Source organism: Acidaminococcus sp. (assembly GCA_022482815.1).
GTDB lineage: Bacteria > Bacillota > Negativicutes > Acidaminococcales > Acidaminococcaceae > Acidaminococcus.
Window position 1 is genome coordinate 2,708,859 of record JAKVOM010000001.1, and the last position, 22,177, is coordinate 2,731,035.

Here is a 22,177-nt window from a genome sequence, read left to right on the forward strand (position 1 = left end):
GAACCGCCTTGCGGTGGAAGACAGCTTCTTTTACCTTCGAAGTTTTATGACGTCATTGCTTTACACGCACCAGGCCAAATGCCATATGCCAAAGGCGCTTTTTTATTTATACCTCTCTGCCGAAGGCCCGCCGCCTATGGCGGCCACAGCTTCCCAGCTTTAATTCAGTCAAACCGAAGGTTTGGCTATCTTCTACAATCTCCTTCCACGCAGTCGGAAGGAGGATGGGTCACGAAGTGACGGAGGATAGCTTTCCCTTTGCGCGAAGCGCCACAGCGTTATTCTAAAAATTTTTACAGACTCTATTGACAATCCCATCTCCCTGCTGTATACTGCATTTAGTTGAAAGTTCAACTAAATAGTAAAAGAGGAGGCAGCATGAAAGTTACCAATGACCTTTTGCGGAATATCGGTTCTCTCTGCCGCTGCGTCCAGTCGGTCATGGCCATGAAGTTCCGAACGTACGGTCTGCAGCGAGGTCAGTTCATTTTTCTGACCCGCATCCATGAATCGCCGAGCATCCGCCAGACGGATCTCACAGCTGAATGCAATGTAGATAAAGGTACAACCGCCAAGGCCGTCAAGAAGCTGGAAGAAGCAGGGCTGGTCCGCCGCTCCCGGGACGAAAAAGACAAACGGGTCTGGCACCTGTCCCCCACGGACAAGGGTAACGGATTGTACGAAGAACTGATTCAGGAAGAAAACCGGCAGATTGCTGTCGGGCTCAACGGATTTACAACTGACGAAATCAATCAGTTGCTGCAGCTCATCAGAAAATTGCAGCGCAATGTCCAGTCGGACTGGCTGGAAAATCATTAAGGAGGATTAGAAATGGAACTTGTAAAGGCAACGAAGAAAGATGCGGAAAGAATTATGGACATCATCAACCAGGCAAAAGCTTTCCTCAAAGGCCAGGGGGTTGATCAGTGGCAGACCGGTTATCCGGCCATGAGCGATATTGAAAAAGACCTGAACGACGGAATCGGCTATGTCCTGAAGGACGAAGGAAAAATCATCGGCTACGCCGGCATCGATTCCCGTGGTGAAGAAGCATATGATACGTTGAAGGGCAGCTGGCTGAACAGTGATCCTTATATCGTCATCCACCGCATGGCCGTCGACAACAGTGTCAGAGGCAAGGGTCTGGCCCAGAAGATGTTCGAAGCCTGCGAAGATTTCGCGCTGTCCCAGGGCATCCATAATATCCGCGTCGATACGGACGAAGACAACCATATCATGCGCCATATTATCGATAAAATGGGTTACCAATATACCGGAACCATCTGGTTTGACAACAGCACGAAAATTGCTTTCCAGAAAGTTTGCTGATTTGCTTTCCGCCCTGCCTGACGGCCGCGTAAAAAGCTGCTGATACAAAGAAAGGAGAATGACCAATGACTGCTGAAACAAAACGGATTACACCCGTCACCTTTTTCTTGTGCGGTCTTGCTGCCGTACTCCTCTACGGAATCAGCGGCGGCATCCGCTGCGATATCGGAATCCTTCTGAAACCGCTCATGGAGGCTACCGGACTTTCCTACCAGGAAGTCAGCTTTGCCATCGCCGTCATGCAGTTATCTTTCGGTGCCTTCCAGCCTCTCTTCGGGCTCATTGCGGCGCGCCGCTCCAATCGTTTTGTGCTTTTCCTGGGTGTCTGCCTGTATCTGGCGGGGTTAGCCTCCCTTCCTTTCATACATTCCATGGCGGGACTCATCGTGGCCGTCGGGCTCCTCATCGGGTCCGGGGCCGGAGCCATTTCGTTTGGGATTATCCTGGCGGCTGTTGTTTCTGCCGTAGGGCCTAAAAACGGGGCCATGATTTCCGGTTTCATCAATGCGGCGGCCGGTCTTGGTTCTACCATCCTGTCGCCTGTGATTGAAGGTGCTGTTGCAGGGGGAGGGCTTCCGGAAGCAGCCATGCGTCTGAGCCTTCCTGCAGCGCTGCTCCTCCCCGTAATTTTTTACCTGACGAATCGCAAGTATACAGGTGAAGACGCGCCGGCAGCTAAAGAACAGGCCGGGGCTTCGCTTTCTGCCCGGGAAATTTTCCGTTCCGCTTTTGCCAGTCACCCCTTCCGGTGCCTGGTCTGCGGATTTTCCACCTGCGGATTCCACATGGTGATTATTGAAGCTCACCTGTACTCCCAATTTGTATCCTACGGCATCGCAAGAGCCATGGCCGCGCGGGCCTATGGCTTCTACGGCATTGCCACGGTACTGGGTTCCCTGATTGCGGGATATCTCTCCACTAAGGTGCATAAAGGAAAGCTGCTGGCCTTCTACTACGGCTTCCGTGCCGTATGGGTCGCCCTGTATCTGTTCCTTCTGCCCAAGACATTTGCCACGGCCTGTCTCTTCAGCGTCGGACTTGGACTGACGGGCGGAGCTTCTGTACCGCCTACGTCGGGTGTCGTGAACGAGCATTTCCCGCTTGCCCAGACAGCTACGCTCATCGGCGTGCTCTTCCTGTGCCATCAGGTGGGTGCGTTCCTCAGTGCGTCCCTTGGCGGCGTCTGTGTCAATCTGACAGGCAGCTACGTGGCGATTTGGTGCGTGGATATTGCACTGTGCTGCTTCGCTTCGTTTGCCAGCTCAAGAATTTAAAAGAAAGAACGATACGATGAAAATTCAATCCATTCCTTATGACTTCTCGGTCTGCAAAGTCAGGGATTATTCCGAAGTAAATTTTGCTTCTACCTATTGCTTCATCGGTAAAACGGACGAAGAAAATTCTTTGGTCTGCCTGACTACCGACGTCCCAAAAAATACAACAGCGCGGGACGACGGCTGGAAAGCCTTCCGCATTGAGGGCACGCTGGACTTTTCACTCATTGGAATTCTATCCAAAATTTCCACGCTCCTTGCCGAGCACAAAATCGGAATCTTCGCTATTTCCACCTATAACACCGACTATATCCTGACCAAAGCACAGCAGTACAACAAAGCATTAGCTGTACTACAGGAAAATGGGTATATTACGAGCATATAGTTGAATACGAATTTTTAAAGGCACCTGCCTCACGCTGGCGTTCGACAAGTCTCGCGCGCATCGTGAGGCAGGTGCCTTTCCTACGTAATTATCCGTAATACCGATTCAAATCTTCCACAACACCCCCATCAATCTTCCCTTCCTCCACCATATCCTTCATGATGGAAATCGTCTTTTGATGGGAGAATCCGTCTTTATAGGGGCGCTTTTCCGTCAGCGCCTGATAAATATTAATACACCCAAGCAGGCGCTCCTCAAAGGTAAGATCTTTGCCCGTCAGGCCGAGACAGTACCCGCTGCCGTCGAGTTTTTCGTGATGGAACGAAGCCCAGTCACGAATATCTTCAAATCCAGGGATGCCGTTCAGCATATGATAAGTCCATTTCACGTGGAGCTTCATTTCCGCAAATTCGCTGTCCGTCAGTTTTCCGGGCTTTTCCAATACGGCGGTGCGTACAGCCAGCTTGCCGTAATCGTGCAGTGCCGCCGCAAGAGTGAAACGCTCGAGCTTATCCTCATCCCAGCCGTAATACTGCGCCATGTCACTGGCTTTGTGCATGATGCCCGCGGAATGGTCCTTCGTAAAGGAAGACTTATTATCGACGATATAACAAAAGAACTGCGTGAGCTCCTCAATCTGTTCTTTAGAATACTCCTCTTCATCTTCCGGCAGCATCTCTTTAAGCAGTACATCGGGACGTTCTTCCTGAAGGCGCTCGATGTCTTTCCAATGAATCGTCTCATCCATCAGCTCAAGGGCCCGCTCCGAGAATTCATGGTTTGCCCGCGAATGCATGCGGTCCATCATGGGCCGGAATTCTTCTTTTTTCAGGTGCGGCAGATCGTACCAGACATCCATGCGGTCTACCAGAAAAATAATCTGGGATTTGAAGTTGATTTCTGGTTCCGTAAGTCCCAACGGCCCGGAGCCATCGGCACATTCGTGATACATGAGCAGGATATCTTTCACGTCGCCATAAAAGGGCAGCTGCCGGATGATCCGTTCGCCCAAAAGTGCGTGCACCTGGTCACCGCTGATTTTGCGTCCGTCAGGAAGCATTTCGAAATACTCCCTTCCATCGGCCTTGGCATCCCGCAGATTACGCAGATTTTCCACGGCGCCGCAGTCATGAAGCAGCGCGCATTCCACAAAATCCATGAGTTCCGGCTGCGGCAGAAAGAGCGGTTTTGCCATCAGGCACGACAGATAGGCGACACGTTCCCCGTGCCCGCCGGTGGAACCCGTCAATGCTCGTTCTTCAATATCCAGTGCTTCAATCATCGGCATCAGGAAATACAACAAACTCAGTTTCAATGCAGTCTGCCTCCCTTTCCTGTGAAAAATTTTACTCAGATAACTTCATTATACCCTATTTATCTTTCATTGCCTACGTAAAAGCATTGAATGACTGACAAAAAGTTTCAGCAAAGGAATGCCGTCCTCTGCTGCTCTCACTGCTGACGGCCCGCAAGTTCTTTTTTCACAAAGGCCCTGCATCCCTCGACGATATCCGCATAAGCCACATCAAAATTCCGCGTATACCACGGATCGGCCACATCGCGCGGATGATCCGTGTAATCAAGAAGCAGCGAGATCTTGTGCTGGGGGTCGCCTCCGCAGATACGATGCATATCATGAAGATTTTCCCGGTCCATGCCGATGATGAAATCATACCGGTCGTAGTCGTCGCGTGTCAGCAGTGCGGCCCGTTTGCCTGCCGGATCGATGCCGTGCTGCAGCAGCGTATCCCGAGCCGGAGGATAGATAGGGTTCCCCACACCGTTCCAAATCTCGTCCGTCGTCGTCGCCGCGGAAGCAATGAAAAATTCCTTTTCCCTTCCCGCCTTTTTCACCATGTCCTTCAGGACAAACTCAGCCACAGGACTGCGGCAGATATTACCGTGACAGACGAAGAGAATTTTAGTCATTGTATGGTAACTCCTTTGATATAGAAATAAGTGGATAGTGATTGGTAGTTAGTACAATCGTGCTGAAATCCACCTTGGCGGATTCTTGAGACAGGCAGCCGATGACATTTGGTCTCTTGTTTCACTGCAAACCATCTGTCGGTGTGATGTCTCTCACACGTTTTTATTGTAACAGAAAATACGCACCTTATCAGCAGGAATCGTAAGAGAAAACAAAGTCATTTTCAAACAAAAAAGTCTCCAGGCTTATAAAACGCCTGGAGTCCCTGGAGGGATTTAGCGATGCTGAAATGGGCATCCACAAAAGCAAACTGTTATATATATAAGGCAATCCGTACCTTGCACACGCAGCGATTCACCCGTTGCGAAACTTCATGAGTTTCTCTGTTTTGGAGAGTGCCCGTTCCAAACTGAAGTACCCGCACTCCCGCCGGGTCAGCTGCCCATCGATGTAAGTCAGGAGCGTCGGTGCGCTCAGTACGCCCATCTGTACGCTTTGCTGCAGGTGCTTTTCCATGGGCACATAGACAACATTAAATTCCGGATGTTTTCGGCTCCACATCTGCAGTTTAGAGGCGATAGCACGGCAGGGACTGCAGGTCTGCGTTCCAAACTGGATAACGAGGCAGTCGTTATCGGCAATCAGCTGCGGAAGTTTCCATGCTCCGCTAAGCACAGTGTACATGAAAGAGTACCTCCCCTTCATTTCCGGCCCCCGGATGATTATGCCATCACAACGTGAACCTTGGGTTTCAGCGTATTCAGGCAGTTTTCATCTGCCGAAGTGCCTTTTCTACGCCGCGGGCCAGCTGATCGGCGCAGGAAGTAGGACGGTCGCCGCAGCGATTGCCCTTAAGAAGGTTCACAACTTTTTCAGCGCGTTCCCCTTCCAATAACTTAGAAATCGCGCTCAGATTGCCTGGGCATCCGCCAAAAAAATGTATGTCATGAATTTTCCCATCTTCCAGGGAAAAATGAATCAACTGAGAACAGGTACCTTGCGTTTTTACCTCAAACTGCTTCATGATTGTCGCTCCTTTTTATCACATTTTGGCAATTTGTATGTATTTTACTGATATCGTTATTATACTTAGTATTAAAAACTTATCAAGTACGCAGTTTTTACTTGTATGGTATGAAAAAACTGATTGGGAGTGGAAAAGAAAAAACGCATTTGGCACGCAGCCTGAGCTCAGCAAACGAATTCTATAAATTGAAAGGGCAGCAAAAAAGGAGCTTTGATGCAGAAGAGTCACATCAAAGCTCCTTTTGAGTCTTATTAAAGTTTAACTATATCCCACAGTTTCGTTTCATCAGAACATCCATCTGAGTCCGGCGTTGAACTGCCATTTGGTCGTAATATCTCCGCCGAAGGATTTTTCCACGTCGCCGTAGAGGGCAGCGTTCTTACCGAGGGTGACTTTTCCGCCGATACCGACTTTATACCAGGTATCGCGGGCTGCGACCGTGCCGTTGAAGGTAGTAGAATCAGCACCAAGGAGGCTGACTTCTTTGTCGTCGCCGAATTCATGGAAGACGTTGAATTTAAGGTAGAACTGGTTGGGTTCCTTTTCATAAGGATTGCGGAAAAGCCGCCCTAGACGGAATCCCAGTCTTCCAATCAAGCTGTTCATACTTTCCTGATGAACTTTTACGCCGTTCGTGATTGTATAGTCTGCGTCGCCGATGTCGCCGTAGACGAGCTGGGTCTGCGGTTCGAAGAACCATTCGTTGCCGAGGTTGAACTTCTTCCCGTATTCGACGCTGGCCGCCCAGGCTTTGGTGCTGTAATCGGCACTGGCGGACTCGTTATCCGCAAAGATCGTATATTTATTCTTGTAGTGATTGTACTGGAGGACGTAGTCCATGTACTCGCCGCCGTTACCGGCCCAGCCGGCATAGAGGGAACCGCCGTACATGTGCAGGTCGCCGGTGCCGTCGTCGTAAGAAGCATCACCGACTGTCGTCTGGTAAGCACCGCCTACGTACCAGTTACCGCGCTTTGCCGGAATGCGCCGGTCATAACCAATTTGGTAGAAATCCCAGTCGTAATCATAATGTCCGAACTGATGGGATTCCATCTCGCCGGTCTTCCAGCGGACCCAGACGCCGTCATTCGCGCCGGAGTAGTCCCGCAGTTCACCCATGCGCTGGTTCAGCGTATCGATGGAGCGGTGGGAAATGTAGTCCCCGTACAGAAGAGCCGTGGCAGATCTGGCCGTGTCCGTCGTTTCCGTCGTCTCTTTATCGACGCCTACAATATACCAGTCATCATCGGCCAGTGTCCCGAATTTTGTCGACACGATGTTCTTTTCCAGGATAGGCGTGTAGTCGTACAGTGTACCTTCCACCAGCGTAGACGTGCTGGAGAGTCCTACCAGATTCAAGTGGCTTGTCACATCACCGATTCTCACCGGATTGCTAGCAGTGATGCCTTCCAGTTTGCTGCCGTCAATCGGCTGAACATACAGTGTTCCCGAGCCAGTCGGCACGACCACAAAGTCGGACCCGTTGCGATAGGTGCTGTCCACGGTGCTGCCATTAGCATCCATGCGCAGGATACCGCCGTCGGAGTTCAGTTTGCCGATATATAAGTGATCCACCGTATCGGCCGCATTGGTATGCTTGTTAAGACCGTGCATATTAATGATACCGCCTTCTTCCAGGTTGACCATCCCGATATAGGAAGCCTTGACGGATTCATCGCCAAAGGCCGGGTCATCGGTCTGCATAATATCAGGTACCCATTGGGCACCGTCGGCAAGGCGGAGCATGAGGAAGCTGTTTTCACGCGGCTTATACCAGCCGGTACTTTCATCCCGTACGATACCCCCGACTTCCGCGCCGTACCAGACGGAGTCGCTGCCGCTCATGGCGAGCCGCACCATACCCTTTTTCACATCGATATTCCCGAAGATTTGAATCTTGGCATTGGGATCGACGATATTCCCTTCCTGGTCAGCCGTAGCGTTGATATTGACGACGCCGCCGTACTTGCCGCTCACAGCATCGTTCTTGCTGACGCCGATGGCATATTCCCCATCATAAGCGTCTCTGACCGATGTCAGGTTCGTATTGATAAAGACATCACCCGTCAGGTTCAGGACAGATTCTGCGCCCTGAGAGGTGCCTTCCACGAGGGCGTATACCCCGTTATGGGCCGCCTGGGTGGCATCTTTAAAATCTACGGTACTATCCAGGTAAAGATTATTAATGGTCACATTGGCACTGGTCGAACCGCTGTTGGCAACGCGGATATTGGTAACTTCCAAAAGTCTGCCGTCGAAAGCGTTTTCGACATCGGTATTGATGGTGACGTTGTCCATATTGATATTGCCGCCGTAAATCTGTATGACGCGCAATTTTTCGTTAGCCCGGCCGGTACTCTCGATGGAGACATTGTTAATGGTCCTGTCTCCGCCAGTGTGAAGCAGGGTGGAATGATATTTCCAGTGCAGCTCATCGGGATTCGTCCAGCTGCTGGGAAGCGTATCGTCCGCACCCAGTTTCGCTGCGACATTATAGGAAGAATACGTCGGCATATCCGCTGCTGACTCTGTATCGATTGAAATACCTTGATGCGCATTCACCAGTTCATCGCCGCTGTTATAAGAAAAATCGGGATTCGTGGCATTCATACTGGTACTTTCTGCGGCGAAAACGTTATGTGCCGGGTAAAAAGTACCTGCACTTATAAACGCCAACGTCGTCAACAAAAATAATCGTCTGCTCTCCATAATCTTCCCTCCCGATTTTTCATTGTTATCTTTCTATTTTTTGATTTTTTAAAAAATTTAATTGTAACTTAAATGAATTCAGTAAATTGTCTTCATGGCAAGTATATCATAACAATTTATTTTTGACAACATTAATTATTAATTTATAAAGTGTTTTTGTTCTTTATCACGAATATTTATTTATTACTAAAATACTCTATTCCCTTTCAAGCCCCCTCTGGCCGTCGGCTGCCAGATGTAAAATTTATTACACAATTGTTCTTCTTCCTAAATTCTTTTGTGATTCCGGAAGAAAAAACAGACCTGATTTTCTTTTTCTCTGTACCTTATTGTCATTTTCACAGCGAAGTTTTGAAGACTCAATCCGTCATTGTTAGGACTTAATGAAGAAAAAAGACTGAAAACACTGCTGAATAATATGCAAATGCTGCCGATATGATAAGAAAAAGTGCTTTTAGCCTATGGCCTCAGCGGCGAAGAAAAAAGTAATTAGTGACGAACGGTTAGTACACCCGTGCGGGCAGATGCTATTGAATGCTATTATTTTTTATATCTTGCTAAAATTTACTTAAGAATGAAATGCCGGCATACTACATTCTGTCATCAAGAAAAGTCTAACGCTAAAGTACTGCAGATAATTTCTTCCGCCAAAATTCACAGTTCCAGTAGTCTTCGTTACCGGTTCTTAGTACCGATTTTCACTCTCGATGAAGCTGGAATAATTTTTACAAATTGTTATGTTTTATACGTATCACATGCATTCCTATGTACGGATTCTTGACACACATTATGACAGTCTATAGGATGTGAATAAGAAACCAAGGCGTTTGTACAACAAGGAAGTGTTTTTTATGAGCCATAGGAATCTAAAGAAATTATTATTGCTGGCGGCAGTGCTTTCCACCGTATCAGCCTCTTCTGCGGGAACTGTCCAGGCAGCTTTTGGAACCGGGACAACGAACAACATGTCGGTGCTCCACACAGCTGCCGCCTATAATCCTCATTCACAGGACGCCGTAACTGCCTCCGATGCCAGTATCGTCGACGTGACAGGCGGAAAAATCCGCGGCTCTGTGCACAATGGGATTTATCAGTATTTAGGCGTCCCCTACGCAGAAGCTGCGAAACGGTTTGTGAAAGCCAGCCCGGTTACCTCGTGGAAAGGGGTAAAAGATGTTACATCGTACGGAGCAATCTCTCCTCAATATCTATTTGGAACAGACCGGCCGATTACCGACGTACCCGTTTCCAACAATTGCCAGAACTTAAATATCTGGACGTCCACCCTGGATCCTGAGGCAAAAAAAACCGGTCATGGTCTGGCTCCATGGCGGCGGATTCGTCAGCGGCAGCGGAAATGAAGGCTGGTACGACGGTGAGAACCTGAGCCGGAAGGGTGACGTAGTCGTCGTAGCCATCAACCACAGGCTGAACGTACTGGGGCACTTGGATTTGTCCGCTTACGGAGAAAAATACAAGGATTCCGCCAACGTCGGCAGTATGGACATGGTTGCGGCACTGCGCTGGATTCGTGCCAACATTTCCCGCTTCGGCGGAGACCCCGACAACGTGACCCTCTTCGGTCAGTCCGGCGGCGGCAGTAAGATATTGGAGGCCTGTTCCAGAAAGCCATCGTGCAAAGTGGGACATCGGACACGACAGGAATTCGTTTTACCCCGTCAGCCATCAGCAGAGAAGTGACGGAAGAAACGCTGAAAAATCTGGATCTGAATCCGGAACTGTTGGAAGAACTTCAGACAATACCCGTAGAAACGCTATGGAAAGCTACGGAGAAAGCGCTGCAAACCGTAGCTGACCGTCACCGGATTCCCAGTCCTCTGGGAGATGGGTACAGTCTGATGTTCCAACCCGTATCGGGGACGGATTTTCTGCCCCTGGATCCCGTGCAAGAGCATGGTTTCGCTCCTTCCGGAAAAGATGTGCCTCTCCTGATTGGGAGCAATCTGAACGAATGGACGACTATCTTCCCCTTCACGGCACATAAAAATATGACGGAGCGGCAAAAAATCCTGTACGCCAAAGCATATCCACAAGAAGATTTTGACACGGCTGAATTTGTGGACACACGGTTTCGTCCTACGACCAAACTGGCAATGGATCACAAGGCAGAGCAAAACGGAGCTCCCGTCTACGCCTACATGTTCACTAAGCAAATCGGCAATGCCGGTGTCTACCACACGGCTGAAATTCCCTTCGTATTCAGCAATACGAAGGAAACCTCTCCCCTTGCAGACACCATGACGGCCCTTTGGAGCAGTTTTGCCCATACAGGCATTCCCAAAGCGAAAGGCGTATCCAAATGGAAGCCCTACACTGTTCAAAACGGATACACGATGATTCTGGACGACCATAGTTATCTGACTCAACATCATGATGATGCATTGATGCAGGCCATGACGAACAGCGAATTGCGCTGAAGCGATAAAATCATTACCAGTTGCAGCTCAAGACGCTGGAGCAAGCTTTTCTATACGCCGGTTTGCTTAAAAAAATGCCTTTGACATCTGACCTGAATTCAGCAATGTACCTTTACAAATCCCCAGCGAGTGAAAGCCCTTGGTTTTAACCATGGGATGAAACTTGTCCACTAAAAACAAAATGATATTTTGCATGCTCGTAGATGGTTAATTGATAATTATCTATCAATATGTTATGCTAACATCATGGAAAATAAATATTTCAGGACAAAAACAACAGTATCTTTCATCAACTATCATTTTGTATTCTGTCCCAAATACCGCCGCAAGATATTCTTGATTCCTCATGTCGAGGAGAGATTCAAGGAGCTGACACGGCAGATATGCGAGGAACTTAAAATTGAAATCCTTGCTATGGAATGCCATATCGACCATGTGTATTTGTTTTTAAGGTGCTGGCCGAAGCAATCCCCTGCCGAAATTATGAGGGAGGTGAAAGGAGCTTCCTCCCATCGACTTCGAGATGAATTTCCTCAACTGAGTGGCATGTCGTCATTATGGACCAGGAGCTATTTTGTTTCGACGGCCGGCAATGTCAGCAGCGAAACGATTAAACGCTATGTGGATACTCAAAAAACCAGGGGGTGAAAAGCAATGGTCAGGACATTCGGGTTCAAGCTGTTCCGTGCTAAGCGGAACAAAAAACTGCATCGGCAGATTAATGCTGCCGGAATGGCCTACAATCATTGCATTGCCCTGCATAAGAGATATTGGAAACTGTACCATAAGTCATTGAACCTCTATGCGCTCCAGAAGCATCTCACGAAGCTTAAGAAAATACCGCGTTTTGCTTATCTGAAAGAGATTGGCTCGCAAGCCTTACAAGATGTTACTCAACGCATTGACAGGGGCTATAAGCTTTTCTGGGAAAACCTGAAGCGGGAGCGGAAGACGGCACCACCAGGATTCCGCAAGGTGCGAAAGTATAAATCCTATACGCTCAAACAGGCTGGTTGGAAACTGGATCAGGAACATGGTATTGTCTATATCGCAAAACAGAAATACCGCTATGCGAAAAGCCGCAACATCGAAGGCAAGATTAAGACATTGACTATCAAACGGGACAGTCTTGGTGATATCTATCTCTATTTCACCTGCGAATTGCCGGATATCGAAGTAGGAGCACGAACAGGTAAAAGCGTCGGCTTCGATTTCGGTTTCAATGGCAAAATGCTCATAGCTGAAAATCCGGAGGAAGATATCCGGGAACCAAGATTTTTCTGCAAAGCCAGGAACGAAATTGCCCGTGCCAATCGCAAGCTGTCCAGGAAACGTATGCAGTCAACCAATCGGTGCAGGGCTCGCCAGGAATTGGCTCGTCTGCATCGTAGGATTGCGAATCAGCGTAATGCTTTTCACTGGCAGTTGGCAAGAGAATTATGCTCCCGCTACGCAGTCATCTGTCTTGAGGACTTGAATATGAAGTTCATGCAGAAAGGCCACGGGAAAAAGGTTATGGACTACGGGCTTTCTGAGTTCGAGAATATCCTCGCTTATGTAGGCAGGCAGGTTGGTACAAGAATCGTTAAAGTAGATCCATACTTCCCGTCTAGCCAACTCTGCTCGGAATGCAGCTATAAGAATCCTGAGATGAAAGATCTCCGTATTCGCGAATGGGTTTGCCCTGCCTGTGGTTCGCATCATGACAGGGACAGGAATGCTGCCCGTAATATCCATCAGGAAGGCCTGCGAATACTTGAATCGGCCTGAAGTAAACAATACTGGGCGGGGCATCGTCCAGCTGCAGGAGTCCTCGTAAGACTATCGCAAGGTAGCAGAGGGCGTTAGTCACTCAGGAAGGGGCTGTCGCAAGTGACCGATTTTTAATCCCTGAAATAACTTGCTAAAGGCCCCAATTTGCCTTACTTTTTAGTTGAATATGTTTTGAGATGAAAAAAGGGCGCACGAAATTAAGCAACCCTAAGTTGCTTTTTTCGAGCGCTCTTTTCGTATCTTTTAGGCCTCTTTTTTCAACGGATATAAGTGCAAATCCTCTTTGCCGTTTTGAACTTTGTGATGGACCTTCAGGACATTCCGTGCCATGGCACATATTCCCACTGTTACCAGGGCATTTCCTTTGCCTCGGGTTTCTAGTCTTCTGACGTTTAATGAATCCTTGAGATCCGCAAAGGCTCCTTCTGCCTGTATACTGCGGTTCATCCTCAGTTCCTTACCATATTCGGAAGTAATGTTCTTCAGGGATTCTGCCCTCAGTGCAGCAAAATTCTTCGAGACCACTAATTTCTTGTTTCGTTTCTCCATGGGTGTCCTGCAATTGTTCCCATGGATGCACTGTTCCTTGTAGGGACAACCGCTGCAGTCCTTACATTCGTAATATGTTTTCTCTGACACATATCCTGACCGGTTCTTTACCTGGGTTACTTTGCTGACTTTCAGCAGTCTCCTACCTTTACAGATATACATGTCTTGCTCAGGCAAATATGTCATGTTTTCTGCTTTGCCGATGTCGTTCTTATACTTTTTCCTCTTGCTTCTTTCATAATTGTTAGGCTTGATATATGAAGTATACTGATTCTTCTTCAGCCAGACCAAGTTCTCTTCGCTTTCATAGCCTGCATCGGCTACAATGTTTGCAAATTTCTGACCAAAGTGGGCTTCAAATCCTTCAAGAAAAGGAATGAGTGTCCGCATATCTGTGGGATGCGCACTCACATCTGCAAACAAGGTAAAACCGGAATTGTTTGCATATTGGACATTGTATCCCGGCTTTAAGGTGCCATTAAGCATGGCGTCTTCTTTCATCCTCATAAAGGTAGCATCCGGGTCTGTTTTGGCAAAGCTGTTCCGTTCCCCACAGATATGAAGCTGCTTCGTATACACCTTAAGCCGTTTGAGATAGTTAGCTAAAATCTCATAGTACTTCTGTAGGATGGTCTTTCTTTTCCCACATCCGTGAACAAACTCGATCCCTTCAGCCCGCTTTATGACAAGCAGTTTTTTTAGGAGCTTCTTTAAATGACGGATGTGGAAAGTGTTTCCGTAACAGACCTTGATCCCGAAACGTTCCTCGATTTCGGGAACCAGTTGCTCCAGTTTCTCTATGAGTTTGTTCTGGCTGCCTAAGACTCTGTTTTTCCAAACAAATTTGTATTTGTTTGCCACAGATTCAATTTTTGTCCCATCGATGAACAGGCTATCCAGCGTGATGAAACCGCGAGCCAGCAGCCATTTATCCATCTGAATCATGAGCTCCTTGATACATGGTTTTAGATGGAGGGAACAAAATCTTGCAATGGTTGCATTATCCGGAGCTTTTTTCCCATCTAAGAGGAACATGAAATGAGTGTCTCTTTTACAGGATTGCTCTATCTTACGCGAACCACGAATTCCTTCCATACATGCATAAATGACGATTTCCAGCAGCTGAATTGGTGACGTTAATTTATTCTCGACATGAGAATACGTGTCATACAATGCCTTTACATCCATCCCTTCTACCATGGCACGCACCAAGCGAACAGGATCGTCATTAGGGATTTGTACTTCAAAATTTAGAGGAAGAAAAAGTTGATAAGAACTGCCAATTTTTGTATAATCCTTTTGTGTAGGTTTCTTTTTTTGCATATTTAAATTCTACACCAAGGCGCGGTCTCATTCAATGAGGCCGCGCCTTGCTTTTACCTTGTTTTTGATACAAAAGAGGCCGTCGCAAAATGCGACAGCCCCGGATGTCAAAAGTTCATGACAAAACTGACGAAACAATTTTGCACCGACGGCAGCCTGCGTAAAAGGGGCGGTGAAAAAATAAAAAGGCGCCTTTGGCGTATGGCCTATGGCATTTAGCCTCGTCTGCAGCAGGGTGGTAAGGCCTTTAATTCAAATAAAATATGATATAAAACCTGAAATTTAGCAGTTAACCTAAATTTCAGGTTTTATTTTAAAAAGGCGCTTTTAGCCTTTTACTTATGACACTTAGCATTAGATTGGTACTATCTTCCGCCACTTCGTGGCCTCCTCCTTCCGACTGCGTGGAAGGAGGTCCCAAAGGAATACCCAACCTGACGGTTTGGTTTAATGAAAGGAAATTTTTCTTTCACGGGCGGGCTGCGGAAGGCGAAAAAAGAAAGGGATAAAAATTTCACCCGATTTTGTATAAAATACTATATATTGTAGAACGCTATTGACATCGATACAAAATATAGTATGATTATAGGTGTATTCTCATAGAACAATTACGTCTGCCGAGAAAAGGACGGCAGCAAAAAACAGGAAGGTGATTTGATGACAGAAATGAAAGTACGGATTGCCGGCGTCAAACGCCATTCCTGTGTGGACGGACCCGGTGTCCGTTATACTCTTTTCTTCCAGGGCTGCCCGCATGACTGCCCGGGCTGCCAGAACATGGATACCCATGACAGGAACGGCGGAATGGAAGAGGATGTCGGGGACGTAACTGCCGATTTGCTTTCCACCCGGTACCTGGACGGAGTCACCCTTTCGGGCGGGGATCCTCTCATGCAGCCGGAAGCAGCCGCTGTCATAGCGGAAGCTGCGGAAAAAGCAGGATATCCTGTATGGTTATATACCGGCTGGACATGGGAAGCGATCCTGTCGGGAAGTGCTGGAAATGCAGTCAAAAAGGTTCTTCCCCATATTACGGTCCTGGTGGACGGTCCCTACAAAGCGGCCCTGAACACGGGTACCACAAAGTGGCGCGGAAGTTCCAATCAGCGATTAATATGGGTACCGGAAAGTATCCGTACGGGAAAGATAGTGCTTTGGCAAGAATAAAGGAGGCTGGGTCATAAATGGAAAGCAAATGGAGCAGCACGACAGCTGCTCAAAACGGGGACAGCGGAGTCTATTATCCTGGAGGCCTGAAAGAGGTCATCAAACGGGATGGAAAAGTGGTTCCTTTTGAGGCTACCAAAATAGAGAATGCCGTTGCAAAGGCACTGATGGCCACCGGCGAAATCAATGCCCGTGACGTGTCTGCCGTAGCAAGGGCCGTAGAACTGATTGTCGTTTCTGCCCTGTCCGAACAGGGAACGGCTGTTCCCAATGTGGAGCAGATTCAGGATCATGTCGAAGAAGCGCTGATGAAATGCGGATATCCGAAGACGGCCAAGGCTTATATCCTGTACCGCGACCGGCACAAGAAGGCCCGTAACACCAAGCAGGCCCTTCTCGATTACCGCAAGCTGGTCAATGGATATATCGGTGAAAACAAAGATTGGCGAGTCAAGGAAAATTCGACCGTCACCATGAGTCTTGGTGGCCTGATTCTCAGCAATTCCGGCGCTGTCACGGCTAATTACTGGCTCACGGAAGTTTATGATGATGAAATTGCAGAAGCCCACCGGCGCTGTTTCATTCACCTTCATGACCTTTCCATGCTGTCCGGTTATTGTGCCGGCTGGAGCCTGAAGCAGCTCATCGAAGAAGGGCTCGGCGGTGTACCGGATCGGATTACTTCCGCCCCGGCAAAACATCTGTCGACGCTGTGCAACCAGATGGTCAATTTTTTAGGCATCATGCAGAATGAATGGGCAGGTGCCCAGGCATTTTCGTCTTTTGATACCTACCTGGCGCCTTTTGTCAAGGTAGATAACCTTTCTTACGAAGAAGTAAAACAGTGCATCCAATCCTTTATCTATGGCATCAATACGCCTTCCCGTTGGGGCAGCCAGGCGCCTTTTACCAACGTGACGCTGGACTGGACTGTTCCGGAAGACCTTGCTAATTGGCCTGCCATCGTCGGCGGCAAGGAGATGGATTTCAATTATGGAGACTGCCAGAAGGAAATGGATCTGATCAACAAGGCATTCCTTGAAACCATGATTGAAGGAGACGCCAATGGCCGCGGGTTCCAATACCCCATCCCGACCTACTCCATTACCAAGGATTTTGATTGGAGTGAAACGGAAAACAACCGCCTGCTCTTTGAAATGACGGCAAAATACGGCACTCCTTATTTTTCGAACTATATCAATTCCGATATGAAGCCGTCGGATGTGCGGTCCATGTGTTGCCGACTGCGCCTTGACCTGCGTGAACTCAGAAAAAAGGGCGGCGGCTATTTCGGCTCCGGTGAAAGTACGGGATCCATTGGTGTGGTAACCCTCAACCTGCCCCGCATGGCATACCTGGCCAAGGATGAGGAAGACTTTTACCGCATCCTGGACCACTACATGGATGTAGCGGCGCGTTCCCTCGACATCAAGCGGCACGTCATTACCAACCTTCTTGATAACGGAATGTATCCGTACACGAAGCATTACCTGGGCAGTTTCCGAAACCACTTCTCTACCATCGGTCTCATCGGCATGGAGGAAGCGCTGCTGAACGCCTCCTGGGTGCATGAAGATCTGACGACGGAAAAGGGCCGCAGACTCGCGGTAAAGTGCCTGCAGCACATGAGAAACCGTCTGTCCGACTACCAGGAACAGTATGGGGATTTGTTTAACCTGGAAGCGACTCCGGCAGAATCGACTACCTACCGTTTTGCCAAACATGATGTGGAGGAATTCCCTGATATCATCACCGCTGCCCACGAAGGACAAGCTCCTTATTACACCAACAGTTCCCACCTTCCGGTCGGTTATACCGATGACATCTTTGAAGCGTTGGAAATGGAAGATGAACTGCAGACGCTTTATACTTCCGGAACCGTTTTCCACGGCTTCCTCGGGGAACGTCTGCCCGATTGGAAGTCAGCCATGAACCTGGTCAAAAAGATTGCCGTAAACTTCAAACTTCCCTACTACACTTTGAGCCCGACCTACTCGGTCTGCCCGAAAGACGGCTACATTTCCGGAGAACATTTCACATGTCCGAAGTGCGGCGGCGAAACGGAAGTCTATTCGCGGATCACCGGTTATTACCGTCCTATCCGCAACTGGAACGACGGAAAAGTATCTGAGTTCCAGAATCGCCGGACCTATAAGAAAAAAGAAGAAACTACGAAAAAGCGCTTTCAGGAATCTGCCATGTAACGGAAAAGAGAATCTGCAAGAGAACATAGCGAATAAGTATTAAAAAAGACTGTGGACCAATGAACAATCATTGATTCACAGTCTTTTTTCGCCTTCCGCCGCCCGTGAAAGAAAAATGGCCTTTCATTAAACCAAACCGTCAGGTTGAGTATTCCTTTGGGACCTCCTTCCACGCAGTCGGAAGGAGGAGGCCACGAAGTGGCAGAAGATAGTTTCTTTTAGCGCCAAGGCTTTTCCTCAAAACTTCCAGTTGATTCCGGCACGAATGTTGTACGTTCTTGAAAAGTCATTTCCAAAGTACCTCTCCGCATCGAGATAGAAATATTGTTTATCCCCAATCTTGCTGCTATATCCCAGACCTACAACGCCCCACGTACCGCTTTGGTCGGCTTCGTTCACCAGACGGTCACTGCCATAACGAACGGTTACATCGTTACCATCCAGAAATTCATGGAGCAAACTTGCCTTGAAGTACAGCTTGCTGTCCGTCCTTTCATCAAGGTTCTGAACCAGGTCAAAGCCCAGACGCCCGATGAGGCTCCAATCATGGTCACTATCGACATGCAGCCCCTGAGAATCTTCGTAATCATAGCCACCGATGTAGGACAGCTGCAGCTGTGCCTGCGGCACAAAACTCCATTTTTCGTCGAGCTTATTGACCCGGCCGTATTCCGTGGAGAGGCTGTACACGTCCTGGCTGTAGTCCCCGTCATATTTAAGGCCCGTATGATGATCAACAGCACCGTATTCCGTCTTCACATGATGGTACTTGAAATAGTTATCCCAGTAGCTGTGTGTTCCCTGTTTCCAGGCCGGCTTCTTCGCCATTTCTTCTGCACTCGGGTAATATTCATGCGTATCGAACAGGCTCACCGTAAAGTCGCGTATTTCGAGGTCACCGCCGTACCCTTCCCAGCTGCCCGATTCCTTTCCGTAGGATACAGAGGCACTGAATCGGTCATTTCGTTCCTCATCCTGGCGGGTTACAACAGTATAGCCCAGTTCGTACGTGTTTCCGTCTACCTCACCGACGCCGTCGACGCCGAGGTTGCGGTATCTCAGACGCACCCAGCCGCCCTGGTCCGCACCCGGCGTGAAGTACACGATCTGACCGGTACGGTCCGTAAACGTATCAAGGTCCGTCACGTAACGCCACACAATGTCCCGAGTTTTAGCTGGTGTAACGGCACCGGCGTTCTCTTCTACCGCAGTTGATTTTACAAGGTAGATGTTCGTGGCGTCGTCTCCGCCGTACAAGCTGGCGACCGTCGCCTGTGACGGTTTTTCACCATCATCGTAGTTCTCATCTGCGTCGGGGTCCTCGGAAATGGTACGGTAGTCAACGGTCAGGACGTCGTTATAAAGGCCATCGACCGCGTAATACGTTCTTCCTTCCGTAAATCCGCCGCCGGAATTTTTCACCGTAGCAAACCGCACGGCGTCGCCGTCACTCATCTGGTTGTTCAGCTCACTCAGATTTTTCACGACAAGTGTCTGCGAGTCAGACGTTCCGTTCACGACGTAAATCATGTCGCTCTGGGAATGATCCGCGTAGTTGAGGTCGAGGGCCCACGTGTGAGAACCCGTGACGGTTCCGACTTGCAGCGCTTCGCCGCCGTCCTGGTAATAAACCGTGCCGCCATTACCCGAAAGACTCGTGAGGGAGCTGGAATCGGTCATAAGCCAGACAGCACTGTCATTGAGTTCCAAGTTGATCGTGCCGATTTGCTCTTCCGTTGCTTCCCCGTTTTGGTAAGCTAAGAGTCCCGTATCAGATTCACCGGTCCAAAGGGCCGTATCACTGAACGTCAAATCAGCCGTTCCTTCTTCTGTTGCTTCCACATTTCCTGTCAGATAGGAATCAGACCCCGCAAAAACGACATTCGCTTCGCTCCCCGTTCCTATTACGGAAATCAGACCATCCACCTGTTTAGCCGATTCGGTATCTTCCGCAGTAACCGTACCGCCGTCCGATACAGTGATAGCGCTTTCGGTGCCGGAGAGAACCGCCCCTGCTTCGAAAGTTATCGTACCGCCACTGGAAGCGACATCTGTATCTGCAGTAACTTCCGTATCCGAATGAAGCGTCACTGTTCCGCCGGAAGCAGAAATTCCCGTTTCCAACGCACCGATTACAGCATTTCCGTCATAATCTGCCGCATCACCGCCGATGAAAATACCTTCGCCGGCGGTAAATTCGGTCGTACCGCTTTCATTCAGGATACCATACCCCATCTCTCCGGTAATATTGGTAGCGCCTCCGCTCTCAGAAGTAATCGTACCGCCGTTATTATGGACGGCTGCGGTGTCGTCATAGTCGATGGTATTTACGATGTCGACGTCGCTCCCTGCGTCCATCTCAAAAGCAGCGCTGCCGGCGATATACACGACGTCTTTATTCATAAATGTGCCGGTAGGCGTCGTAGTCCATGTCCACAGCCGGATATCGCGCCCTGCAGTAAACGTCTGCTCTCCCTCTGAAAGTGCTTTGAGAGCAGAACCGGCCGCATTCACAAGAATCGAACCGGACTCACTTTCAAACAGCGCATTACCTTTAGAATTTGTGGCAACACCGAGGGAGTTTACATCAATTACAATATTCCCCGTCATATTGACCCTGGAAACGCTCTCTTTTTTTGTCGAAAAACCAGCGTAGGAAGCAGCCTCTGTCTCCTGACTAGTAATTGTTAACGAGTTTCCATTAATTTCAATCAGGCCGCCAGTCCCGGAATTCATGACTTTGTTTCCCATGTCTTGCCTCGTGTTCAATGAAACATCACCGGCATTCAGGATTTGGACTGTATCATTACTTGTCCCGTCACCCTTGTCTAAAATACCAATAATGACATAATTTACATCCATTGATAAATCATAGCCTTGCATATCCAGAGAAATCGTACCATCACTGGCTCCATTTCCCATGCCAATCATGTACAGATTGCCAACTCCTTGTGAAATTGAAACATCTGAAACTGCTTTGGCAGAAATTGTTCTGCCGCTTTCACTTGTTCCCCTAAAATTGGCAAAAGTATCACTGGGTAAGCTGTAAGTTCCGCCGATGGTAGTTTCCTGCCCGGGCTGCAAATACGAAGCTTCTCCCTGCGGCACAGCGCAGAGATACGGAAAAGCCGCTGCCGCAAGGGCTAGTAGTATGCTCTTTGTTAAGTTGCGACTCCTCTTCAACCTTCCCACCAAAATACGCCTCCATATCACGAACCTGAAAACAAATTCTCCACGCCTGTTTTCATTTATTTCCATATTTTCTGTCTCTTTTATTGACGGCACAGATTCACTCATTTTCAATATGATGGCAGACAGACCTCTGTACAATACTGCAGATTGTATTCATCCGCACAGGAAATCATCCTGGACATGCTTTGACAGAATTTTTTGAGCTTCTACTTTTTCCTGCACCATGTGAAGCATAATCTATCTTCATTACTAAGTTAAGTTCTTTTCTGTTTCTGATAGACTCTTCAGAAGGCTCTGTTGGGTCTGGTGCCTTTTCCTCAGAACTTCCAATTGATTCCGGCACGAATGTTGTACGTTCTTGAAAAGTCATTTCCAAAGTACCTCTCCGCATCCAGATAGAAGTACTGCTTCTCCCCTATTTTGCTGCTATAGCCAAGACCTACAACGCCCCACGTACCACTCTGGTCGGCTTCGTTCACCAGACGGTCACTGCCGTAACTTACGGTCACATCGTTGCCATCCAGGAATTCATGGAGCAAACTTGCCTTGAAGTACAGCTTGCTGTCCGTCTTTTCATCAAGGTTCCTTACCAGATCAAAGCCCAGGCGGCCAATGAGACTCCAGTCATGGTCGCCGTCCACGTGCAGGCCCTGGGAATCTTCGTAATCATAGCCGCCGAGGTAAGACAGCTGCAGCTGTGCCTGCGGCACAAAGCTCCACTTTTCGTCGAGCTTATTGATCCGGCCGTATTCCGTGGAGAGGCTGTACACGTCCTGGCTGTAGTCCCCGTCATAATTGAATTAAATTTTCTACTGTATATTTTATAGTAACAATTTAATATCGTCCAGTAATAATTATAAAAATTATTTAATTTAAA

The 22,177-nt window shown here is 48.5% G+C and carries 18 protein-coding genes and 1 pseudogene; 11 read left to right on the forward strand and 8 right to left on the reverse strand.

What is annotated here, in order from left to right; all coding sequences use genetic code 11:
- The first annotated feature begins 378 nt into the window (after positions 1-378).
- The 4 genes from LKE33_11700 to LKE33_11715 all read left to right on the forward strand — a co-directional run bounded on the left by LKE33_11700 (position 379) and on the right by LKE33_11715 (position 2,988).
- Positions 379-819, forward strand: a complete 441-nt coding sequence (locus LKE33_11700) for a MarR family transcriptional regulator (protein ID MCH3951579.1) — start codon at positions 379-381, stop codon at positions 817-819.
- A gap of 12 nt (positions 820-831) precedes the next feature.
- Positions 832-1,329 (forward strand): GNAT family N-acetyltransferase, encoded by a 498-nt coding sequence (locus tag LKE33_11705; protein ID MCH3951580.1) that lies wholly within the window; start codon positions 832-834, stop codon positions 1,327-1,329.
- 65 nt (positions 1,330-1,394) lie between these two features.
- Positions 1,395-2,603 (forward strand): MFS transporter, encoded by a 1,209-nt coding sequence (locus tag LKE33_11710; protein ID MCH3951581.1) that lies wholly within the window; start codon positions 1,395-1,397, stop codon positions 2,601-2,603.
- A 16-nt stretch (positions 2,604-2,619) separates the two neighbouring features.
- On the forward strand, positions 2,620-2,988 hold the full coding sequence (locus LKE33_11715) for an ACT domain-containing protein (GenBank protein MCH3951582.1): 369 nt from the start codon (positions 2,620-2,622) through the stop codon (positions 2,986-2,988).
- Between the two features lie 88 nt (positions 2,989-3,076).
- On the opposite strand, the gene LKE33_11720 is transcribed toward LKE33_11715, so the two are convergent.
- The 5 genes from LKE33_11720 to LKE33_11740 form a co-directional block, all read right to left on the reverse strand.
- The gene (locus LKE33_11720; GenBank protein MCH3951583.1) at positions 3,077-4,303 is read right to left on the reverse strand and encodes an HD domain-containing protein; all 1,227 of its coding nucleotides are present in this window, start codon (positions 4,301-4,303) and stop codon (positions 3,077-3,079) included.
- Between the two features lie 137 nt (positions 4,304-4,440).
- Entirely contained in the window at positions 4,441-4,917 is a 477-nt protein-coding gene (locus LKE33_11725) for a low molecular weight phosphotyrosine protein phosphatase (GenBank protein ID MCH3951584.1), read from the reverse strand.
- A gap of 355 nt (positions 4,918-5,272) precedes the next feature.
- Entirely contained in the window at positions 5,273-5,602 is a 330-nt protein-coding gene (locus tag LKE33_11730; protein ID MCH3951585.1) for a thioredoxin family protein, read from the reverse strand.
- Positions 5,603-5,678: 76 nt separating this feature from the next.
- Positions 5,679-5,942 carry a TIGR03905 family TSCPD domain-containing protein gene (locus LKE33_11735; GenBank protein ID MCH3951586.1) on the reverse strand — a complete coding sequence of 88 codons (264 nt, stop codon included), beginning with the start codon at positions 5,940-5,942 and terminating at the stop codon, positions 5,679-5,681.
- Positions 5,943-6,230: 288 nt separating this feature from the next.
- Positions 6,231-8,654 carry an autotransporter outer membrane beta-barrel domain-containing protein gene (locus LKE33_11740; protein MCH3951587.1) on the reverse strand — a complete coding sequence of 808 codons (2,424 nt, stop codon included), beginning with the start codon at positions 8,652-8,654 and terminating at the stop codon, positions 6,231-6,233.
- Positions 8,655-9,619: 965 nt separating this feature from the next.
- Between LKE33_11740 and LKE33_11745 the strand changes: the two are divergent.
- The 5 genes and pseudogenes from LKE33_11745 (at position 9,620) to LKE33_11765 (ending at position 12,862) form a co-directional block, all read left to right on the forward strand.
- Positions 9,620-10,199 (forward strand): annotated as a pseudogene (locus LKE33_11745) (carboxylesterase family protein).
- Positions 10,194-10,355, forward strand: coding sequence for a carboxylesterase family protein (locus tag LKE33_11750; GenBank protein MCH3951588.1), 162 nt, complete (start codon positions 10,194-10,196; stop codon positions 10,353-10,355). Before LKE33_11745 ends, LKE33_11750 begins: the two are co-directional and overlap by 6 nt.
- On the forward strand, positions 10,289-11,092 hold the full coding sequence (locus LKE33_11755) for a carboxylesterase family protein (protein ID MCH3951589.1): 804 nt from the start codon (positions 10,289-10,291) through the stop codon (positions 11,090-11,092). The genes LKE33_11750 and LKE33_11755 overlap by 67 nt, the downstream gene beginning before the upstream one ends.
- A 246-nt stretch (positions 11,093-11,338) precedes the next feature.
- Complete coding sequence (tnpA, locus tag LKE33_11760; protein MCH3951590.1) at positions 11,339-11,740, forward strand: IS200/IS605 family transposase; 402 nt, start codon at positions 11,339-11,341, stop codon at positions 11,738-11,740.
- A gap of 6 nt (positions 11,741-11,746) precedes the next feature.
- Positions 11,747-12,862 (forward strand): transposase, encoded by a 1,116-nt coding sequence (locus LKE33_11765; GenBank protein ID MCH3951591.1) that lies wholly within the window; start codon positions 11,747-11,749, stop codon positions 12,860-12,862.
- A gap of 246 nt (positions 12,863-13,108) precedes the next feature.
- On the opposite strand, the gene LKE33_11770 is transcribed toward LKE33_11765, so the two are convergent.
- On the reverse strand, positions 13,109-14,737 hold the full coding sequence (locus tag LKE33_11770; protein MCH3951592.1) for an IS1182 family transposase: 1,629 nt from the start codon (positions 14,735-14,737) through the stop codon (positions 13,109-13,111).
- A gap of 657 nt (positions 14,738-15,394) precedes the next feature.
- On the opposite strand from LKE33_11770, the gene nrdG reads away from it, so the two are divergent.
- Positions 15,395-15,904, forward strand: a complete 510-nt coding sequence (gene nrdG / locus LKE33_11775) for an anaerobic ribonucleoside-triphosphate reductase activating protein (protein ID MCH3951593.1) — start codon at positions 15,395-15,397, stop codon at positions 15,902-15,904.
- A gap of 17 nt (positions 15,905-15,921) precedes the next feature.
- Positions 15,922-18,108 (forward strand): ribonucleoside triphosphate reductase, encoded by a 2,187-nt coding sequence (locus LKE33_11780; protein ID MCH3951594.1) that lies wholly within the window; start codon positions 15,922-15,924, stop codon positions 18,106-18,108.
- A gap of 237 nt (positions 18,109-18,345) precedes the next feature.
- Here LKE33_11780 and LKE33_11785 read toward each other — a convergent pair whose 3' ends face one another.
- Both LKE33_11785 and LKE33_11790 read right to left on the reverse strand, forming a co-directional pair.
- Positions 18,346-21,300: an autotransporter outer membrane beta-barrel domain-containing protein gene (locus LKE33_11785; GenBank protein MCH3951595.1), complete on the reverse strand. Its 2,955-nt coding sequence runs from the start codon at positions 21,298-21,300 to the stop codon at positions 18,346-18,348.
- Positions 21,301-21,617: 317 nt separating this feature from the next.
- The gene (locus tag LKE33_11790; GenBank protein MCH3951596.1) at positions 21,618-22,070 is read right to left on the reverse strand and encodes an autotransporter outer membrane beta-barrel domain-containing protein; all 453 of its coding nucleotides are present in this window, start codon (positions 22,068-22,070) and stop codon (positions 21,618-21,620) included.
- Positions 22,071-22,177 lie beyond the last annotated feature (107 nt).

Excerpts from the sequence above, each read along its gene's own strand:
- LKE33_11730 (MCH3951585.1), bottom strand. The coding sequence starts at position 5,602 with ATGTACACTGTGCTTAGCGGAGCATGGAAACTTCCGCAGCTGATTGCC.
- LKE33_11740 (MCH3951587.1), bottom strand. The coding sequence starts at position 8,654 with ATGGAGAGCAGACGATTATTTTTGTTGACGACGTTGGCGTTTATAAGT.
- LKE33_11735 (MCH3951586.1), bottom strand. The coding sequence starts at position 5,942 with ATGAAGCAGTTTGAGGTAAAAACGCAAGGTACCTGTTCTCAGTTGATT.
- LKE33_11710 (MCH3951581.1), top strand. The coding sequence starts at position 1,395 with ATGACTGCTGAAACAAAACGGATTACACCCGTCACCTTTTTCTTGTGC.
- LKE33_11700 (MCH3951579.1), top strand. The coding sequence starts at position 379 with ATGAAAGTTACCAATGACCTTTTGCGGAATATCGGTTCTCTCTGCCGC.
- tnpA (MCH3951590.1), top strand. The coding sequence starts at position 11,339 with ATGGAAAATAAATATTTCAGGACAAAAACAACAGTATCTTTCATCAAC.
- LKE33_11780 (MCH3951594.1), top strand. The coding sequence starts at position 15,922 with ATGGAAAGCAAATGGAGCAGCACGACAGCTGCTCAAAACGGGGACAGC.
- LKE33_11725 (MCH3951584.1), bottom strand. The coding sequence starts at position 4,917 with ATGACTAAAATTCTCTTCGTCTGTCACGGTAATATCTGCCGCAGTCCT.
- LKE33_11765 (MCH3951591.1), top strand. The coding sequence starts at position 11,747 with ATGGTCAGGACATTCGGGTTCAAGCTGTTCCGTGCTAAGCGGAACAAA.
- nrdG (MCH3951593.1), top strand. The coding sequence starts at position 15,395 with ATGACAGAAATGAAAGTACGGATTGCCGGCGTCAAACGCCATTCCTGT.
- LKE33_11715 (MCH3951582.1), top strand. The coding sequence starts at position 2,620 with ATGAAAATTCAATCCATTCCTTATGACTTCTCGGTCTGCAAAGTCAGG.
- LKE33_11705 (MCH3951580.1), top strand. The coding sequence starts at position 832 with ATGGAACTTGTAAAGGCAACGAAGAAAGATGCGGAAAGAATTATGGAC.
- LKE33_11770 (MCH3951592.1), bottom strand. The coding sequence starts at position 14,737 with ATGCAAAAAAAGAAACCTACACAAAAGGATTATACAAAAATTGGCAGT.